General features: G+C 73.1%; 13 protein-coding genes. 2 read left to right on the top strand and 11 right to left on the bottom strand.

Annotated elements, in window-relative coordinates; all coding sequences use genetic code 11:
• Positions 1-73: 73 nt before the first annotated feature.
• The 11 genes from KO717_RS31385 to KO717_RS31335 form a co-directional block, all read right to left on the bottom strand.
• A complete protein-coding gene (locus tag KO717_RS31385; RefSeq protein ID WP_301372825.1) occupies positions 74-1,057 on the bottom strand; it encodes an MASE1 domain-containing protein in 984 nt (327 codons plus the stop codon).
• A 63-nt stretch (positions 1,058-1,120) separates the two neighbouring features.
• The gene (locus KO717_RS31380) at positions 1,121-1,951 is read right to left on the bottom strand and encodes a PP2C family protein-serine/threonine phosphatase (RefSeq protein ID WP_301372824.1); all 831 of its coding nucleotides are present in this window, start codon (positions 1,949-1,951) and stop codon (positions 1,121-1,123) included.
• A 74-nt stretch (positions 1,952-2,025) separates the two neighbouring features.
• The gene (locus KO717_RS31375; protein ID WP_301372823.1) at positions 2,026-3,642 is read right to left on the bottom strand and encodes an alpha/beta fold hydrolase; all 1,617 of its coding nucleotides are present in this window, start codon (positions 3,640-3,642) and stop codon (positions 2,026-2,028) included.
• 177 nt (positions 3,643-3,819) lie between these two features.
• Positions 3,820-5,943 (bottom strand): ATP-binding SpoIIE family protein phosphatase, encoded by a 2,124-nt coding sequence (locus KO717_RS31370; protein WP_301372822.1) that lies wholly within the window; start codon positions 5,941-5,943, stop codon positions 3,820-3,822.
• Between the two features lie 133 nt (positions 5,944-6,076).
• Complete coding sequence (locus tag KO717_RS31365) at positions 6,077-7,051, bottom strand: ABC transporter substrate-binding protein (RefSeq protein WP_301372821.1); 975 nt, start codon at positions 7,049-7,051, stop codon at positions 6,077-6,079.
• 1 nt (position 7,052) lies between these two features.
• On the bottom strand, positions 7,053-9,050 hold the full coding sequence (locus KO717_RS31360; RefSeq protein WP_301372820.1) for an ABC transporter permease subunit: 1,998 nt from the start codon (positions 9,048-9,050) through the stop codon (positions 7,053-7,055).
• Positions 9,051-9,144: 94 nt separating this feature from the next.
• Complete coding sequence (locus KO717_RS31355) at positions 9,145-10,242, bottom strand: quaternary amine ABC transporter ATP-binding protein (protein ID WP_301372819.1); 1,098 nt, start codon at positions 10,240-10,242, stop codon at positions 9,145-9,147.
• Positions 10,239-11,765 carry a GMC family oxidoreductase gene (locus KO717_RS31350; protein WP_301372818.1) on the bottom strand — a complete coding sequence of 509 codons (1,527 nt, stop codon included), beginning with the start codon at positions 11,763-11,765 and terminating at the stop codon, positions 10,239-10,241. Before KO717_RS31350 ends, KO717_RS31355 begins: the two co-directional genes overlap by 4 nt.
• Positions 11,766-11,767: 2 nt before the next feature.
• Positions 11,768-13,276 carry an aldehyde dehydrogenase family protein gene (locus tag KO717_RS31345; RefSeq protein ID WP_301372817.1) on the bottom strand — a complete coding sequence of 503 codons (1,509 nt, stop codon included), beginning with the start codon at positions 13,274-13,276 and terminating at the stop codon, positions 11,768-11,770.
• Positions 13,277-14,219: 943 nt separating this feature from the next.
• Positions 14,220-15,257, bottom strand: coding sequence for a DUF6745 domain-containing protein (locus KO717_RS31340; RefSeq protein WP_301372816.1), 1,038 nt, complete (start codon positions 15,255-15,257; stop codon positions 14,220-14,222).
• 31 nt (positions 15,258-15,288) lie between these two features.
• The gene (locus KO717_RS31335) at positions 15,289-15,615 is read right to left on the bottom strand and encodes a hypothetical protein (RefSeq protein ID WP_301372815.1); all 327 of its coding nucleotides are present in this window, start codon (positions 15,613-15,615) and stop codon (positions 15,289-15,291) included.
• 210 nt (positions 15,616-15,825) lie between these two features.
• On the opposite strand from KO717_RS31335, the gene KO717_RS31330 reads away from it, so the two are divergent.
• Together KO717_RS31330 and KO717_RS31325 are read left to right on the top strand one after the other, a co-directional pair.
• Positions 15,826-16,785, top strand: coding sequence for an STM4015 family protein (locus KO717_RS31330; protein ID WP_301372814.1), 960 nt, complete (start codon positions 15,826-15,828; stop codon positions 16,783-16,785).
• 10 nt (positions 16,786-16,795) lie between these two features.
• Complete coding sequence (locus KO717_RS31325) at positions 16,796-17,920, top strand: STM4014 family protein (protein ID WP_301372813.1); 1,125 nt, start codon at positions 16,796-16,798, stop codon at positions 17,918-17,920.
• Positions 17,921-17,950: the final 30 nt, after the last annotated feature.

Here is a 17,950-nt window from a genome sequence, read left to right as displayed (position 1 = left end):
CCGCACCCCGCCCGTGCTCGTCCCGCACCCCGCCCGTGCCCCGCCCGTGCCCCGCCGTGCCGGTGCGGGCGTGTCAGGGCGGCGGATGATCATCCGGCGGGTACCGGTACGACGGGGGGCGCGGCTCCATCCGGGCCACGACCTCCGCGAGCCGCCCGCAGAGCTGCTTGATCTCCTCATACGTCCGGTCGCGTTCGGTGATGACGGCCGCGATGAGGAGGGCCGTCAGCGCGGTCGTGCCGTTGAAGGCCTGGAGCGTCACCATGTTGGCGACGACGTCTCCGCCCACGAACGGGCCCCTGTCGCCGTCGGCGGCCAGGACGGCCAGCGTCACCACGGCGAGCGCGCACGGCGCCGCGCCGGCCAGCCGGAAGCGGAAGGCCGCCCAGATCAGGAACGGCGAGACGAGGAAGAGCAGGTTCGAGTCACGGGTGCGCGTGGCGAGGAGCGTGACGAGGACGGTACCGAGCGCCAGCGCCACCGCCTCGCACCATCGGCCGATTCCGGCATCCGAGGGCCACCGAGCTTTGCGCAGCACGAGCAGGAAGGGGGTGACGACAAGGATTCCCATCGCGTCGCCTGTCCACCACACCGACCACGTCGGCCAGAAGTCGGCCGCATCCAGTGCTCCGGAGAGGACCAGTACCCCGCTGCCGATGGTCGAACTGATCGACATCCCGGCGAGCGCGCCGAGGAAGACCAGTGCCAGTACGTCGCGCAGGCGGTCCAGCTCGTTCCGGAACCCGGCTCTGCGCAGCAGGAGGCAGGCGCAGACCGGTGCGAGCGTGTTGCCGGCGGTGATGGCCAGTACGGCGGGCAGCGACGGCCCGAGGAACACGTTGACGAGGAACGCGCCCAGCGCGATCCCCGGCCAGACGCGCAGCCCCATCAGGAGCAGGGCGGCCAGAGCGACGCCGGTCGGCGGCCACAGGGGGGTGACCTGGTCACGCACCAGCTGTTCGAGAAGGCCGATCTGCGCGGCCCCGTAGTAGACCGCGGCGACGGCGAGGATGCGCAGCGCGGTGGACCCGAGACGACCCCGCTCCGTGCTGCCCACGACAGCAGTCTGCGCTCAGATCCCGCCCCCGGCGACCCCAGTGGCCCCCTGCGGCCCCGTCGGTCACAGCGGCTCCTGGGGGCCGTCGTAGCGGACGACGAGGACCGCCGCGTCGTCGCGGTGTCCCGTCAGGTCGGCCACTTTGACGACGGCGGAGGCCAGCACGTCGGGATCCGCGTCGAACCCCGCGCGCACCAGTCTGGCCACCTCGGCCAGACCGGACTCCATCGGGTAGTGCGGGCCCTCCACGACTCCGTCGGTGAGCAGGACGAGCACCCCTGCCTCGGTCAGCCGCCGGTGGGTCACCGGGTACCGCTCGCCCGACACGATGCCGAGCGGCGGCCCGCCGCGGTCGAGTGCGATGCCGTGGCGGCCTCCGGCCGTGGCCCAGACCATCGGGACGTGGCCGGCCCTGGAGACGGTCAGGTCGCGGCTGACCGGGTCGAAGCGGAGGAAACAGCATGTCGCGAAGAGGCCGCACCCCATGGCGATCAGCAGATCGTTGGCGCGGCCCAGTACCTCTCGGGTGTCGCTCGTCGTCTGCGCGAGGGCGCGCAGGCTGGTGCGCACCTGTCCCATGAAGGCGATGGCCTCCACATCGTGGCCCTGCACGTCGCCGACCGTGAGCCCCAGTGACCCGTCGTGCATGACGAAGGCGTCGTACCAGTCGCCGCCGACCTCCAGACCGCCGCGTGAGGGCGCGTACCTGGCGGCGAGGCGCAGCCCGGGCAGCTGCGGCAGCCCGGGCGGGAGCATGTGGCGCTGCAGGGCCTCGGCCAGCTCGACCCTGGCCCGCTGGTACTCGATCCGGTCCAGGGCCTGATCGACGAGCTGCCCGAGAGCGACCAGCAGTTCCTGCACGTTGTCGGGCTGCTCAGGACGGTGTCCGCGCATCACGGCTCCTGGCTCTCCCCCAGCCTCCTCACTTCACCCTAGCCGCTGCCCCCGCACGCCTCCACGGGGTGATCTCAGGACCCGATCTCGAACTCGGGCGCCCGCAGGCTCTTGAGGCATGCGGTGTTCGGCGCGGCCGGGTCGTCGAAGAACGAGACGGTGATCTCCTGGGCGCACTTCGAGGTCGCGAACACCACGTGCGGCTCGTAGGGGACCGTGACGACCTTGGCCTTGGGCAGCGTCCGGGCGACGTACGGTCCGTTGTCCGCCCCGGTCTGGGAGTCGAACCCGCCCGACAGGGCGAGGGTCGGGATGTCACCGCGCGTGACGTCCCGGATCGAGGGCGACGCCGGGGGGACGTTCCATGCGTCGCAGTCCGGGTGGAGGAAGGTGAGCTGCGGAGCCTGCTCCTGTACCGAGCGGGGGAACGTCGGGAAGGCTTCCTGCCCGCCCCGGAGGGCCGCCTGCCGGCTCTCGTACGGGGTCCACTCGCTGCAGAAGACGCCGTACGAGAGTCCGTGCGCGACCCTGCCCATGGCCTGGGGGCTCAGCTTGCCGCCCGCCCACTGCTGGGCGATCCGCTGCGGCTTGCCGTGCGCCAGTTCGTCGAGCGCGGCGGGCACCTGGGGTGCCACGTGGGTGGCGGAGGTCATCCAGTTCACCAGGGCTCCGCCGTCCAGGACGACCTTCACCGGCTTGTCGCTGCCGGGGAGGGTGACGGTGGTGGTGACCGGCTTGGCTTCGAGCTCGCGGACGAGGCGGTCGAAGGTGGCCGACAGGTTCGGATAGCGCTTGTTGCACGCCGGCTGGTCGGCGCAGGCCTTGAACAGGCCGTCGAAGCCCTGCCGGGCGCTGCTCCAGGTCGCTGCCGACCCGGACGTGGACGGCGGCAGTATGCCGTCGATACCCACCGAGCGGAGCCCTTCGGGGTGCAGGCGCATGTAGACCAGCGCCAGGTGGGTGCCGTAGGAGATCCCGAACAGGTTCCACTGCTCGATGTCCAGCGCCTTGCGCAGATCCTCGTAGTCGGCGGCGCTCTCGGTGTCGTTGTAGGCGCCGAGGTCGATCCCGCGGGCCGCCAGTTTGTCGCGGCAGGCCTTCGTGGCCTCCACGTGCAGGCGTTCGGTGGACGGAGCGTCGTAGACGAGGCCGACGGAGCGTGCGTTGAACTCGTCGATGTCGGGGCACAGGAGGTCCGGGTCGGCCGAGTACGTGCCGCGCTGGGACATGAAGATCACGTCACGGTCGCGGTTCAGACCGCCGTCGATCGCCATCTTCGCCTCCCCCACGGCGTCGTCGCCGGGTCCGCCCGCGAGCCACACGATGGGGTCGGGTTTCGGCTTGTCGGTCGCGGCGGGCACGATCGCGACACCGAGGTCGATGGTCCGGCCGTTCGGTTCGGCGCGGTTCTCGGGCACGGTGAGCGTTCCGCAGCGGGCTGCGTCGAGCGCCTCGATCGGTTCCGGCGTCTTCGGGCAGGGGCCCGGTTCGAAGCGGGCGTCGCCCACCGTCCGGGCGACCGTGCCGATCGGCGCTCCGGGGCTGGCGCTGGGGCTGGTGTCGGTGCGGGACTGCGCCTGGGCGGGCGCTGCGAGCAGGCCCGTGACGAGGAGGCCGGTCACCGTGCCGGCCGAGGTGGCCAGGAGCCGTCGTGCGGTGCGGCGCCGACGGGGCGCCGGGTGGAGTGCCATGTGCCCTCCCGGTCGGTTCCGGGTGATCGTGAACGGTTCGGGCTCGCGGCCGGGTTTCCGTCGCCGAGTTCGGTAGCGCCTTGCGCAGTTCGGCGAAGTCGGCGGCGTTCTCGGTGGTGTTGCAGGCGCCCCGCTCTCGACGCTACCGGTCGGACCGTACGCGCGCACGCGGAGCGATCAGCGGTCCGCGGTGGCCAGGGCGACGGGCCCGCCGATGGGCTGCTCCGTCCAGATGGTCTTGCCGGTGCTGGTGAACCGGCAGCCCCAACGGTCGGTGAGCTGGGCCACGAGGAACAAGCCCCGCCCGCCTTCGTCCGTTTCCCGGGCACGACGCAGGCGTGGCTGGGTGCTGCTCGGGTCGGACACCTCGCAGACGAGCACCCGGTCGCGGATCAGCCGGAGCCCGACCGGTCCCCCCGCGTAGCGGATCGCGTTCGTGACGAGTTCGCTGGCGACGAGTTCGGTCACGAAGCCCAGGTCGTCCAACTGCCAGTCGGACAGCTGGCCCGTCACCAGCTCACGCGCGTGCGCGACGAGCGAGAGGTCGGCTTCGAGTTCCCACTCGGCGACCTGGTCGGACGAGAGGGCGCGGATGCGGGCGAGCAGCAAGGCGGCGTCATCGACGGGTTCTTGGGGCCGCACCCCCTCGAAAACGGTCCGGCTGAGCTCGTCGAGCGGCAGCCTCGGGTCGGCTCCGGCGAACGAGGCCCGCAGCCTCTCCATCCCCTCCTCGATGTCGCCGCTCCGGCTCTCCACGAGTCCGTCCGTGAAGAACGCGAGCATGCTGCCGGGCCGTACGCCGAACTCCGTCACCTCGAACGGCACTCCGCCGACCCCCAGCGGCGGCCCCGGCGTCACCCCGAGGATGACCGGCTCCCCGTCCGGCGGCAGCAGGACGGGCGGCGGGTGTCCCGCGGCCGCCGCGGCGCACCGGCCCGCCACCGGGTCGTAGACGGCGTACAGGCACGTCGCTCCCAGCACCGCCGGCTCCGAGCGCTCCGAGCGCTCGGTGCGGGACTCTCCCGCCATCTGCTCCTCGGAGAAGCCGAGTACCAGGTCGTCGAGGTGTGTGAGGAGTTCGCCCGGATCCAGATCGAGGTCGGCGAGGGTCTGCACCGCGGTCCGCAGCCGCGCCATGGCCGCGGTGGCATCGAGGCCATGGCCGACGACATCCCCGACGACGAAGGCGACGCGCAGCGACGGCAGGGGGATCACGTCGAACCAGTCTCCGCCGACGCCGAGGCCGCCGCCCGCCGGCTGGTAGACGCCGACCGTTTCGGCGGCCGCGGAGTCCAGGGCCGAGCGCGGCAGCAGGCTCCGCTGCAGGGTCACCACCGACCGGTGTTCCTTCGTGTAGCGGCGCGCGTTGTCCACGCCGAGTGCGGCCCTGGAGACGACGTCCTGCAGCAGTGCGGCGTCCTCCTCGCCGAACGCGGAAGGCAGCTGACTGCGCCAGACCGTGACGCAGCCGAGGATCAGGCCCCGCGCGTAGAGGGGCATGGCCACGGAGGAGTGGGCTCCGCTCGGGACGAACAGCGGCAGGGCCTTCGGATCCACGCCGAGCTTCGCGTGCAGGACGGCGACGTCCGGCACCAGTACGGGCAGCCCCTTCATGAGGGGACGCATCAGCGTGCTGTCCGTCACGGGAGGGAGCGCCTCTCCCACCGCCAGGAGGTCCTCGGCGGATATCTCCGGGCTCTGTGCGGCGGCGGTCCGGCGCAGGCGGACGTCGCCGCTGGTGTCGAGGCGCGGAGGCTCGTCGCCCACCAGCACGTTCTCGGCGATGTCCACGGTCGCCAGGTCGGCGAAGTCGGGGACGAGCAGATTCACCAGGGTCCCGGCCATCTCGATCACGTCCAGGGAGGTGCCGATGCCGGCGGCGGCGGCCTGGGAGAGCACCGTCCGGCGTCTGCGCGCGTCCCGCTCGGCCGCCTCTTCCGCCGTTTCCGCCGGGGTGAGCAGGACGAGCCACTGCGTGTCCTGCGCGCCCTGCGCGTCGGCGCTGGAGTCGCCCGGAGTGCGAGCCGCGAGCCGGACGACCGTGCAGACCAGCGGGACCTTCGGGCCCGCACGATCGCCGCCGGGAACGGTCATCGGGTGCCCGACCGGTCCCGCATGCGTTCCGGCGCGCGGCAGCGTCCCCAGCAGGGGCACACAGGTCCGGCCCGGCGAGCATTCCAGCAGCGTCGCGGCCCGCTCGGAACGGGCGATGACCACGCCTTCGTCGTCCAGGACGACCGCTGCCGTGTCGCCGGCGGAGGCCGAGGCCGGCCCCGGGCCGCGATGCTCCGGTTCACGCATGTCGCCTCCACGCACCGTGACCTTCAGTATCGTCCCGGAGCGGACACCCGGCGACCCGCGACCCGCGGCACACGTCTCGCCGGGCAGGGGCGAGGCCGGGGCCTGGAGGGGGGTGTCCCTCCAGGCCTCCGGGTCAGGACGGGAGCCATGACCGCCAGGTGGCCTCGTTCTGCTTCACCCAGCGGCCGGCCGCTTCCTGCGGCGACAGCTTCTCCTCGGCGATCATCAGGGCGACGTCGTTCTGCATCTCGGTCGTCCACCGGAACTTCTTCAGGAAGGCCGCGGCGTCACCTCCGCCGTCCGCGAAGCGGGCGTTGAGGAACTTCTGCAGCGGCGTGTGCGGGTACGCGCAGGCCACCTTCTGCGGGTCGGCGTCACAGCCCTCCTCGTAGGCGGGCAGCTGCACCTCCGTCATCGGGACCTTCTCGAACAGCCACTGGGGGTTGTACCAGTAACTCAGGAACGGCTTCTTCTCCTTGGCGAACTGTCTGATCTGGGTGATCTGCGCGGCCTCCGATCCCGCGAACACGACCTGGTAGTCGAGGTCCAGGTTCTTCACGAGGGCCTTGTCGTTCGTCACGTAGGACGGGGATCCGTCCAGGAGCTGGCCCTTGCCGCCGCTCTCCGCCGTGCGGAACTCGGCGGCGTACTTGTCCAGGTTCTTCCAGTCGGTGACGTCCGGGTGCTCCTCCGCGAAGTACGTCGGCACGAACCAGCCGATGTGGCCGGTCACTCCGAGGTCGCCGCCCCGCGCGATCGTCGCCTTGTCGTCGACGTACCGCTTCTCCTGCTCGGGGTGGCCCCAGTCCTCCAGGATGGCGTCCACCCGGCCCTGGCTGAGTGCGTCCCAGGCGGGTACCTCGTCGATCTGTACGGTGTCCACCCGGTAGCCGAGCTCGTGCTCCAGCAGGTACTGGGCGACGGCGACGTTGGCCTGGGCGCCCACCCACGACTGCACGGACAGCGTCACCGTGCGGGAGCCCTTCGCGTCGGCGTACGGGGAGGCCTGGCGGGTCATGTCGGCGGCGCCGCAGCCGGTGAGGGCCGTCAGGGCGACGGCGAGGCCGACCGCGAGTGCGGCGGGGCGGGTGCGTCGTGCGTGAGCCATCTCAGGCCCCCTTTCCGGCGGGGTCGCGGCGTGCTGTCGGCTGGGTGACGCGGTCGAGCATCAGGCCGAGGCAGACGATCGCCGCACCGGCGACCAGACCGGTCGCCAGGTCGCCCTGGGCGAGGCCGAAGACCGCGTCGTAGCCGAGCGCGCCACCCCCCACGAGGCCGCCGATGACGACCACGGCAAGGACCAGCACCACACCCTGGTTGACGGCCAGCAGCAGTGCGGGCCGTGCCAGCGGCAGCTGGACCTGGAGCAGTTGCTGCCGTCCGGTCGCGCCCATCGAGCGTGCGGCCTCCAGCGCGGCCGGGTCCACCGCGCGCACGCCCTGGGCCGTGATCCGCACCACCGCGGGCAGCGCGTAGACCACGGCGGCCGCGGCGGCCGGGGCGCGGCCCACGCCGAAGAGGGCGACGACGGGGATCAGGTACACGAACTGCGGCATCGTCTGGAAGACGTCGAGCACCGGACGCAGCGCGCGCCCCAGGCGGCTGCTGCGGGCCGCGGCGACGCCGAGGGCGAAGCCGATCAGCAGGGTCACGGTGACGGCGGCCAGGACCTGGGACAGGGTGTCGAGCGCCGGGTCCCAGACGCCGAGGACGCCGATCGCGGCCATTGCGAGGACGGCGGTCGTGGCGGTGCGCCAGGTGCCGATGAGCAGGGCGAGTGCGCCGACGGTGAGCAGGACCGTCCACCAGGGCAGCCACTGCATTCCGTCGCGCAGGGGGTTCAGGACCCACGTGGTGAAGTGCCCCGCCCAGTCCGCGGTGCCGCCGACGAGGGGCACTCCGGAGTAGAGGTGGGCGGTCATCCAGTCGACCGTTCCGTTGACGTGCCCGGCGATGTCCACCGTCCACGCGTCGGGCCAGGAGAGCCCGTCGACGAGGCGGCCGCCGACGACGACCGCGGCGGTCAGCAGGGCGGTGACGGACCGGGCGAGCCCGCTCCGGGGGGCCGTGGGGGCGCCGATCCGCTCCCCCGCGGCGGCGGTGACGCGGTCCAGGACGACGGCGAGCAGCACGATCGGCACACCGGCGGCGAGCGCGGCGCCGACGTCGACGGAGGCCAGTGCCTGGTAGACGCGGTCGCCGAGACCGCCCGCGCCGATGACGGACGCGATCACGGCCATTCCCAGCGCCATCATGATCGACTGGTTGACGCCGAGCAGCAGTTCCTTGCGGGCCAGCGGCAGCCGGGCCGTCAGCAGCCGCTGCCTGCCGGTGGCGCCGAGCGAGGTGGCGGCCTCCACGACGCCGGCGTCGGCGTCGCGCAGTCCGAGCGCGGTGAGGCGGGCCATGGGCGGGGCGGCGTAGACGACGGTCGCCAGGACGGCCGCGGGCACGCCGATGCCGAAGACGAGGACGATGGGCAGGAGGTAGGCGAAGGCCGGCAGCACCTGCATGGTGTCCAGCACGGGCCGCAGGATCCGGTGCATACGGTCCGACAGACCGGCGGCCAGCCCGAGGAGACCTCCGAGCAGGACGGACGCGGCGACGGCGACCACCATCAGGGCGAGCGTCTGCATGGTGGGCACCCACATGCCGAGCAGTCCGCACACGGCGAAGGCGGCGGCGGAGGTGAGCGCGAGCCGGACTCCCGCCACCCGCCAGGCCAGCAGTGCGGCGGCGGCGGTGACACCGGCCCAGCCGAGGGCGAGCAGCACCAGGTACACGGCGCGGACGGACACGACCACCGTGTTGCTGACGTGCCCGAAGAAGTAGAGGAAGAGCGGGTGGCCGTCGCGGTTGTCGATGATCCAGTCGCTGGCGCGCCCGAGCGGTCCGGACAGGTCGGCGGAGAGCGACGCCGGCCAGTTCCCGGCGCCCAGGAGTACGCAGCCGAGGACGAGCGCGAGCACCGCGCAGACGCCGATGAGCCGGGCGCGGTGGTGCGCGAGCGTGCGCAGCACACCGGGTCCGCCGTCGGTGGGGGGCGCGGTCGTGGTCGTGGTCGTGGGCGGGGGGGCCTGCGGAGCGGGGGTGAGGGTGGTGGTCATCGGCCCCACCGCCCGGCGTCGGCCGGCACCGCGCCGGCGCCGGCGTCGGCGCCGGCCGTGCCGCACGGCGGCGGCCAGGTCGTATGGCCGTACATCAGGCCACCGCCTTCCCGGTCGCGGCCGGGACCCCGGCGACGACACCGAGGAGTCCCACGTGGTCGACCACCCCGAGGCACCGGCCGTCCTCGACGACGCGCGCGTTCTCGCCGGTACGGGCGACGGCCTCGATGGCCTCGTGGACGGTGGCGCTCGGGGCGAGCGCCGGGCCTGCCTCGGACTCGTCGGCGCGTGCCGGGCGCATCGCCGAGCGCACGGTCAGCACCTGCTCGCGCGGCACGTCACGGACGAAGTCCCGGACGTAGTCGTCGGCGGGGGCGCCGACGATCTCTTCCGGCGTGCCGAGCTGCACGATCCGGCCGTCACGCATCAGCGCGATGCGGTCGCCGAGCTTCAGTGCCTCGCTCAGGTCGTGCGTGATGAAGACCATCGTGCGGCCCTCCTCGCGGTGCAGGCGTACGACCTCCTCCTGCATGTCCCGGCGGATGAGCGGGTCCAGCGCGCTGAACGGCTCGTCGAACAGCAGGACTTCCGGGTCCACTGCGAGGGCGCGGGCCAGGCCGACGCGCTGCTGCTGGCCGCCGGACAACTGGCCCGGCCTGCGGTGCTCCAGGCCGTCCAGGCCGACCTTGGTCGCGAACTCGGCCGCCCGGTCGCGCCGTTCGCCGCGTCCCACGCCCTGGATCTCCAGCCCGTAGGCGATGTTGTCGAGCACCGTCCGGTGCGGGAGCAGCCCGAAGTGCTGGAAGACCATGGCCGCCCGGTGCCGGCGCAGCTCGCGGAGCCGGCCGGTGTCCATGGACAGCACGTCCTCGCCGTCGATGGAGATCGTGCCCGAGGTCGGTTCGATGAGCCGGGTCAGGCAGCGTACGAGCGTGGACTTGCCCGAGCCCGACAGGCCCATGACGACGAAGACCTCGCCCTTGCGGACGTCGAAGGAGACGTCGCGGACGGCGGCGGTGCAGCCGGTGCGTTCGCGCAGCTCGGCCGCGCCGAGGGCGCCGAGCTCCTTGTCCGCGGGCACGCGGTCCGCCTTCGGACCGAAGACCTTCCACAGACCGCGTACGGAGAACACGTGCTCGGCCGGCGGCTGCGGCCCGGTCGCGGTGTGCGGTGTTGCGTGCGGCGTTGTCATCGGGTGGTTCCTCCCAGCAGGTCGGCGCATTTCTCGCCGACCATGAGCACGCCGATCATGGGGTTGACGGCGGTCATGGTGGGGAAGACGGACGCGTCGGCTATCCGGACGCCGTCGAGGCCCCGGATCTTCAGATCGGGCGTGACGACGGCGAGTTCGTCGTCGGCGGCCCCCATCCGGCAGGTGCCGGCGGGGTGGTAGACGGTGTGCGCGACCCGGCGGGCGTACGCGCTGAGTTCCTCGTCGGAGGTCACCTCGGGACCCGGGCACACCTCCCGCTTGAGCCAGCCGGCCAGGGGTTCGCTCGCCGCGATCCGCCGGGCGATGCGGATCCCGTCGACGAGGGTCCGGCCGTCGTAGTCGTCCTCGTCGGTGAAGTACCGGAAGTCGAGCGCGGGCTTGACCTGGGGGTCGGCGCTCGTCAGGTAGAGCCGGCCGCGGCTGCGCGGCTTGGGGATGTTCGGGGTCATCGACACGCCGTGCGCGGGCCGTTCGTAGCCCAGGCGCTCCGGATTGTCGGTGAAGGGGATCTGGTAGAAGTGGAACATCAGGTCGGGGCCCTCGGCTCCTGGGTCCCGGCGGACGAACAGTCCGGCGTCGGAGTCCATCGCGGAGTTCTCCGGGATCGGCCCGTGCGTCTCCCACACGATGACCGACTCGGGGTGGTCGAGCAGGTTCTCCCCGACGCCCGGCAGGTCGTGCACGACGGGGATGCCGAGCTTCTCCAGGTCGGCGCGCGGCCCGATGCCGGAGTGCAGCAGCAGGCGCGGGGTGTCCACGGCCCCGGCGCACACCAGGACCTCGCGCCGGGCGCGTACGACGTGCTCCGCGCCCTCCTTGGTACGGATGTGCACGCCGGTGGCGCGGGTGCCCTCCAGTTCCAGCCGGAACGCCCAGGTCTCCAGGGCTATGTGCAGGTTCGGCCGGTCCAGGAAAGGGTGCAGATAGGCGACGGAGGCGGACGAGCGCTTGTTGTTCTCCGGGTGGTAGGCGAGGTCGAAGAAACCGACGCCTTCGTCGAAGGGGCGCCGGTTGAAGCCCTCTATCCGCGGCACGCCGAGCGCGGTCTGCGCCGCATCGACGAAGTCCCGGGCGATCGCGTTCCGGTCGGCCTCGCCGACGGGGACGATGTTGTTGCGCAGCCGGGCGAAGTAGGGGTGCATGGCTTCCGCGTCCCACCCGTCGGCACCGGCTTCGGCCCACTCGTCCCAGTCGGAGGGGAGGGGTTTGAAGGCGATGAGGGTGTTGTGCGAGGAACAGCCGCCCAGCACCCGCGCACGGCTGTGGCGGATGTGCGAGTTGCCCCGGGGCTGCTCGGTCGTGGGGTAGTCGTAGTCGAGCTCACCGCCGAGCAGGCCCATCCAGCGGCGCAGGGTGAGGACGTCGTCGCGGCCGACGTCGCTGGGGCCGCCCTCGATGACGGCGACGCTGACGCCGGGGTCCTCGGTCAGCCGGGACGCGATGACGGATCCGGCGGTGCCGCCGCCGACGACGACGTAGTCGTACACGTGGTGGTCGTTCATGCTCAGCCCTTCGCCGTCGTCGTGCCCGCGAACCAGCGCACGGGTCGCGGAGCGAGGTTCTGGTAGATGTGCTTGGCCTCGCGGTATTCGGCGAGACCGCCGGGGCCCAGCTCGCGGCCGATGCCGGACTTCCCGAAGCCGCCCCATTCCGCCTGCGGCAGGTAGGGATGGAAGTCGTTGATCCAGACGGTGCCGTGCCGCAGCAGGCCGGCGACCCGCCGGGCCCGGTGTTCGTCGGAGGTCCACACCGCTCCGGCGAGGCCGTACTCGGTGTCGTTGGCGAGGGCGACGGCCTCTTCCTCCGTGCGGAAGGTCTCCACGGTGAGGACGGGGCCGAAGACCTCCTCGCGGACGACGCGCATGCCGCGGTGGCACCGGTCGAGGACCGTGGGCCGGAAGAAGTAGCCGGGGCCGGCCGGCCTCCCGCCGCCCGCGCGCAGGACCGCGCCCTCGGCGAGGGCGGACGCCACGTACGCCTCGGTCCGCGCCAGCTGGGCCGCGGAGACGAGCGGGCCGCACTCGACGCCCGCGTCGGTGCCGCGTCCCAGCCGGATCAGTTCGGCCCGGCGGGAGAGCTCGGCGACGAAACGGTCGCGCAGCGGCTCCTCGACGATGAGGCGGGAGCCGGCGGAGCAGACCTGGCCGCTGTGGATGAAGGCGGCGTTGAGCGCCTGGTCGACGGCGGTGTCGAAGCCGTCGGGCGTCGAACAGGCGTCGGCGAAGACGACGTTGGGGTTCTTGCCGCCCAGTTCGAGTGCGACCTTCTTGACGCTGTCGGCCGCGGACCGGGCGACCTTCGTGCCGCTGACGAGACCGCCCGTGAACGAGACGAGGTCGACATCGGGGTGCTCGGCCAGCCGGGCGCCGACCGTGTCGCCCGGACCGGTGACGACGTTGGCCGCGCCGAGCGGCAGGCCGGCTTCCAGGAGCAGTTCGACCAGCACGACGGTGGTCAGCGGGGTGATCTCGCTGGGCTTGATCACGAAGGTGTTGCCGGCGGCGAGCGCGGGCGCGATCTTCCAGCTGGCCTGGAGCAGCGGGTAGTTCCACGGAGTGATCAGGGCGCAGACGCCGACCGGCTCGTGCACGACGACGCTGCGGATCTCGTCCGAACCGGCGTCGACGACCCGTCCGCCGCCGTTCTCGTTCTCCACGAGGCCGGCGAAGTAGCGGAAGGCGTCGCGGACGCAGTCGACGTCGATGCGGCCTTCCTCCAGCGTCTTGCCCGCGTCCCGGCTCTCCAGGGCGCCGATCCGCTCGCGGTCGCGCTCCAGCAGTGCGGCGACCCGGCGCAGCAGGGCGGCCCGCTCGGCGACGGGCGTGCGCGGCCAGGCACCGAAGTCGAACGCGGCGCGCGCCGCGGCCACGGCGTCGTCGGTGTCCGGGACGCCGCCCTCCGCCACGACCTCGAAGGGGGTCGCGTCGACGGGGTCGATGATCTCGCGCGTGGCGCCGGACAGGGCTGCGCGCCACTCTCCGCCCACGTGGATGGTCTGCTGTGCTGCCGTCACGGTACGTATTGCCTTTCGTTCCTTTGAGTCCCCCTGTCGGTCAGACCGACTTGGTCCGGCCGCCTGCCCCGACTCCCGAAACCCATGCGCAATGCATTGCAGAGAGTGTTCTGCTTCACGCGCCAAAACGCCCGAAAAATGGACATAGGGAACGACTCTTCGGTGGGGGCGCGGCGGATGCACCCGCAGGCAGCTGGGCGTCCCCGCCCGGGTGAGGTCCGTCGTGTCGTGCCTGGCAGCCGGCCGGAGGGACGGGTGACCCCATGACGCCTCTGACGAGCGACACCGTCGCGGCCGAGGGCGGTGTCCCGGCCCGCCCGGACGCGGAGGTACGGCGCACCCTGGGCGGAATCGCCGGCACCCTGCTCCGCACCTATGACGGCCGGCGCACCGCCCGGATGCCGGGACAGACCCTCGGCACCGACACCTGTCCGCCAAGGCCGTACGTCGGGCCGGCCGGCTCCCTGCGCTTCCACGCGAGGACCGGGAAGCAGGTCCACGTCGACCGCGCCGTGCCGGTGGGGGAACACCTGCTGAGGGCCGCGGGGCAGGAGAGCGACACCTGCACCCGACGACCGGCGACGTCCGCGCGCCGGCAGTGTCGAGCGGTACGGCGGTCCGGCGCGCCGGGGGGGACGTCACGCCTTCGTGAAGTACTCCTACAGCCCCGGCCTCTTCGAGCGACATCGCCGGAACGAGGACGGCATCGCCTTCCCCGGCCGCCGGCTCAACCCCGGGCCGCACCCAGAAGAGCCGGTTGCCGGCGGCGCCGAAGGTGCGCCGGTAGGCCCGGCGCCCCGTCGCGATCGAACTTCCGGCCTCGTCCCGGCTGTACCGGGCCCGTGCTCAGCACCTGGACCTGGACCTGGACCTGGTTGCAGACGGTCGCGCCGCGGGGCTGCGGGGCGCCTTCGACTGCACGTCACTTCCGGTGAGGTGCAGGTCACGTCTCCCGGAGCGGTGCGTACGCCTCGGGTTCCAGGCCGAACGTCCAGGCCACGCCCTGGCGGGCGGTCCGGGTCGTCGGCGGTACCCGCAGCCAGTAGGTGCGGCTGGTGCCGTCGGGCTCCGGCGTCGAGTTGACGACCTCCACCATCGCGACGGCCTCGTCGTCCGGCATGGGTATGCGCCACAGGACACCCGTCTCGTCCCGGTGCACGGGGGCGGCCCCCGACTCCCGCAGATAGCGGTCGTACCCGTAGAACTCCAGCATCACCCGGCGCAGTTCGGCGTTCGCCTCCTCCCGGATCCGCTCCGGCGTCAGAGTGCCCAGTCCGGCCAGGAATTCGGCCGGAACGGGCATGCCCCGCCACGCGTACAGCGCGAACCCGTCGGGGAACGCCAGCGCCGGGCCGTCCCCGCGGTCCAGCCTGCCCGCCTCGTCCCGGTGCAGCTCCACCGGGCGCTCGCACAGCACGGCCAGCCGTTCGTAGGGCCACCACCAGCCGGCCGAGCGGGCCAGGACACCGAGTCCGTGCAGGGGTGTGCCCTCCTGCGTGTCGAAGGCGCACAGCCAGGCCGCGTCGTGCTGCCCGAGCACCGCGTCCAGGAGGAGCAGGCGCAGCGACCCCTCCGCGGCCGCGGGGGCCTCGGCCCCGGCCGTCAGCTCCTCGACGAGACCGCTGCGGACCCGTTCCGCCAGGCGTTCCGTGTTCTCCCACAGGCGGCCGCCCGTCGCACTCCAGTGCCGCCCCCAGCCCTGCGGGCCGAGCCTCCGCTGTGCCCGGTCCCGCTCGGCGGCCCACGGCGCGCTGCGCACCGCCTCCCGTACGCCGCGCCCGCGCGCGGCCGGCCCGCACGGCCCGTCGTCCCCGCCGAGCAGGCGCACCGCTTCCCTGGGCGAGTCCGCCCAGACGATCCGCTCCGGCTCCGCCAGGCCCGCGGCCCGGTACGCCAGGCGCACCCCGGCCTCCGCGGCCACGCGGTCGGCCGGCCCGGTGGCCGCCGCGGCCGCCCTCCACACGTCGATGTCCGTCGTCACGATCCCGCTCCCCCCACTGTCCGACACGCTGTCAGTCCGCCACGATCCGTACCGCTCCGGGCAGGTACTCGCGCTGTCGCACGACCCGGTACCAGCCCTTGGGCAGGGGTATCGCGGCGTGCTCCTCGTGCACCACCCGCCCGCCGTCCGGGAGATGGAGCAGCAGCGGACCGAAGTCCCCCGGCTCGCGGACGAGCCGCCCGGGCCCGAGCACTGCGTGGGCGTGCCCGGTGACCTCGCCCAGTGCGAGGACCATCCGGCCCCGCCCGTCCCGCGGCTCCTGTTCCGCGTCGGCCGCGTGCGGCGGCACCGCCGACTCGTCGAGCGGCACGATGAGCACGTCCCCCTGCCGGTACATGGGTGTCCCCTTCTCCCGCGCCGCCCGGTGCGCCGCGTTCTTCTCCGAAGGTAGGGGGCACGTCTGACAACGGCCTTCCGCCCGGCCCGCACCCGGCCCGCACCCGCCCCGCGTCCCCTGTGCACCGGCCCCTGCCTCGGCCCCTGTCAGTGCCCCTTGGTACAACTTGCAGCACATCGGACGCGACAGGCGAGGAACGGCGGGCACCCCATGAGTTACCCGAGACACCTGACGGAATCGTGCGGGCTGCCCGTCTTCGACTTCCCGACCCCGGAGGACGCGGACACGACCCCGCTGCCCGCGGCGGACGCCGTCGCGTGGCGGATCTCCTGCGACAGCTACGACAGCGAGGAGAGCTGGACCGAGGCGTTCGCCCGGTTCACCGCCGCGGTCGACACCACCCTGGTCCGCGCGATCGTCGTCGGCTCCTGGGAGGAGGCCTACGACACCGGGCCCGAGGAGATCATCGACGCCCTCCTCGACGCACGCCTGCGCCTGCCCGCGCTGAGGGGCCTGTTCCTCGGGGACATGGAGTCCGAGCAGTGCGAGATCTCCTGGATCAACCAGAGCGACGTCGGCCCGCTCCTCGACGGCTTCCCGGAGCTGGAGGAGTTCGGCGTGCGCGGCGGCTCCGGACTGGTCTTCCCCGCCGTCACGCACCGCAGGCTGCACTCCCTGACCGTGGAGACCGGCGGCATGCCCGCCGAGGCGGTCCGCGGCGTCGCCGCCAGTGACCTGCCCGCCCTGGTCCACCTCGACCTGTGGCTCGGCACGAGCGAGTACGGCGGGGACGCGGCGATCACCGACCTGGCACCGATCCTCGACGGCGACCGCCTGCCGCGCCTGCGTCACCTGGGCCTGCGCAACAGCGACATCCAGGACGAGATCGCCACCGCCGTCGCGTCCGCTCCCGTCGTCGCCCGCCTCGAGACCTTCGACCTGTCGATGGGCGTCCTCACCGACCAGGGCGGCGCCGCCCTGCTCTCCGGACAGCCCCTGACGCACCTCAAGAAGCTGGACCTGCACCACAACTACCTCGGTGCGCCGCTGCGCGAGCGCTTCCAGGAGGTTCTCGGCGGCGCCGGCGTCACCCTCGACCTGGACCGCGGCCACGCCGAAGAGGACGAGGACGACGGCCGGGTCTGGCGCTACGTCGCCGTCGGCGAGTAGCGCGCGGGCCATGACGGATCACGCACCACCGCCGCGCTGGGCGGTCGTCGGCAATCCGGAGAACCGGCGCGTCGCCCTGTTCTCCGGGGCGCTGCGCGACGCCGGGCTGCCCGCGCCGCGTGTCGTGCCCTGGACGGACGTCCTGCGCGGCGGCGGCGCGGCCTTCGCCGCGGACGAGATCGTGCGGATCGAGTCGCCCGGGGAGAACGCCGAGGTCGACCGGCTCCTGCGCGGCGCCGGCGACCCCACCCGGGTGGAGGGCGGGGCCCGCTGGTACGCCGCCTTCACGGGGGCGGTCCGGTCGCTGACCGGCGGCCTGCGCCTGGACGACCCCGACGAGCTGGCCGTCCTCTTCGACAAGCGGCTCTGCCACGAGGTCCTCGCCCGCGCCGGGGTCCCCGTGCCGCGGTCGCCGACCTCCGGCGGCGACGCCCCCGTACGCGGCTGGGAGGACGTACGGGCCCTCATGGCCGCGCACGGCATGCCGCGGGTGTTCCTGAAGCCGGCCCACGGGTCCTCGGCCGCCGGGGTCGTGGCCGTCGAGACGGCCGCCGGGGGCCGGATCAGGGCGATCACCTCCGTGGAGAGCGCGGAGGGCGGCCGGCTGCACAACTCCCTGCGGGTACGGCGCCTCACGCGCGAGCCGGAGGTCGCCGCGCTGGTCGACGCCCTCGCCCCCGACGGACTCCACGTCGAACGCTGGTGGCCCAAGGCCTCCCTCGGGGACGGGGCGGCCGACCTGCGCGTGGTCGTCGTGGCCGGCCGGGCCACTCACGCCGTGGTCCGCACCAGCCGGACCCCCATGACGAACCTCCATCTCGGCGGCCGGCGAGGCGACCTGGCCGCCGCGGTCCGGGCGGCGGGCCCCGCCTGGGCCGAGGCCCTGCGGACCTGCGAGCGGGCGGCCGCCTGCTTCCCGAACACCCTCTGCGTCGGTGTGGACCTGCTGCCCGCGGTCGGCTGGCGCCGGTTCGCCGTCGCCGAGGTCAACGCCTTCGGCGACCTCCTGCCGGGCCTGACCGGACTGCCCGGAAGCGGCGCCGAGGGCCAGGACACCTATGCCGCGCAGGTGGCCGCCGCCATCCGAAGACACGTACAGCACCACCCCACGAGGAACCACCGTGCACCCGCCTGAGACCCCAGCGCCCCCGCTCCCGCTCCCCGA

It is taken from the genome of Streptomyces xanthophaeus (genome assembly GCF_030440515.1).
In the GTDB taxonomy this organism is placed as follows: Bacteria; Actinomycetota; Actinomycetes; order Streptomycetales; family Streptomycetaceae; genus Streptomyces; species Streptomyces kutzneri.
Note: the sequence above shows the minus strand (reverse complement) of the source record. Positions and strands in the feature narration are given on the sequence as shown.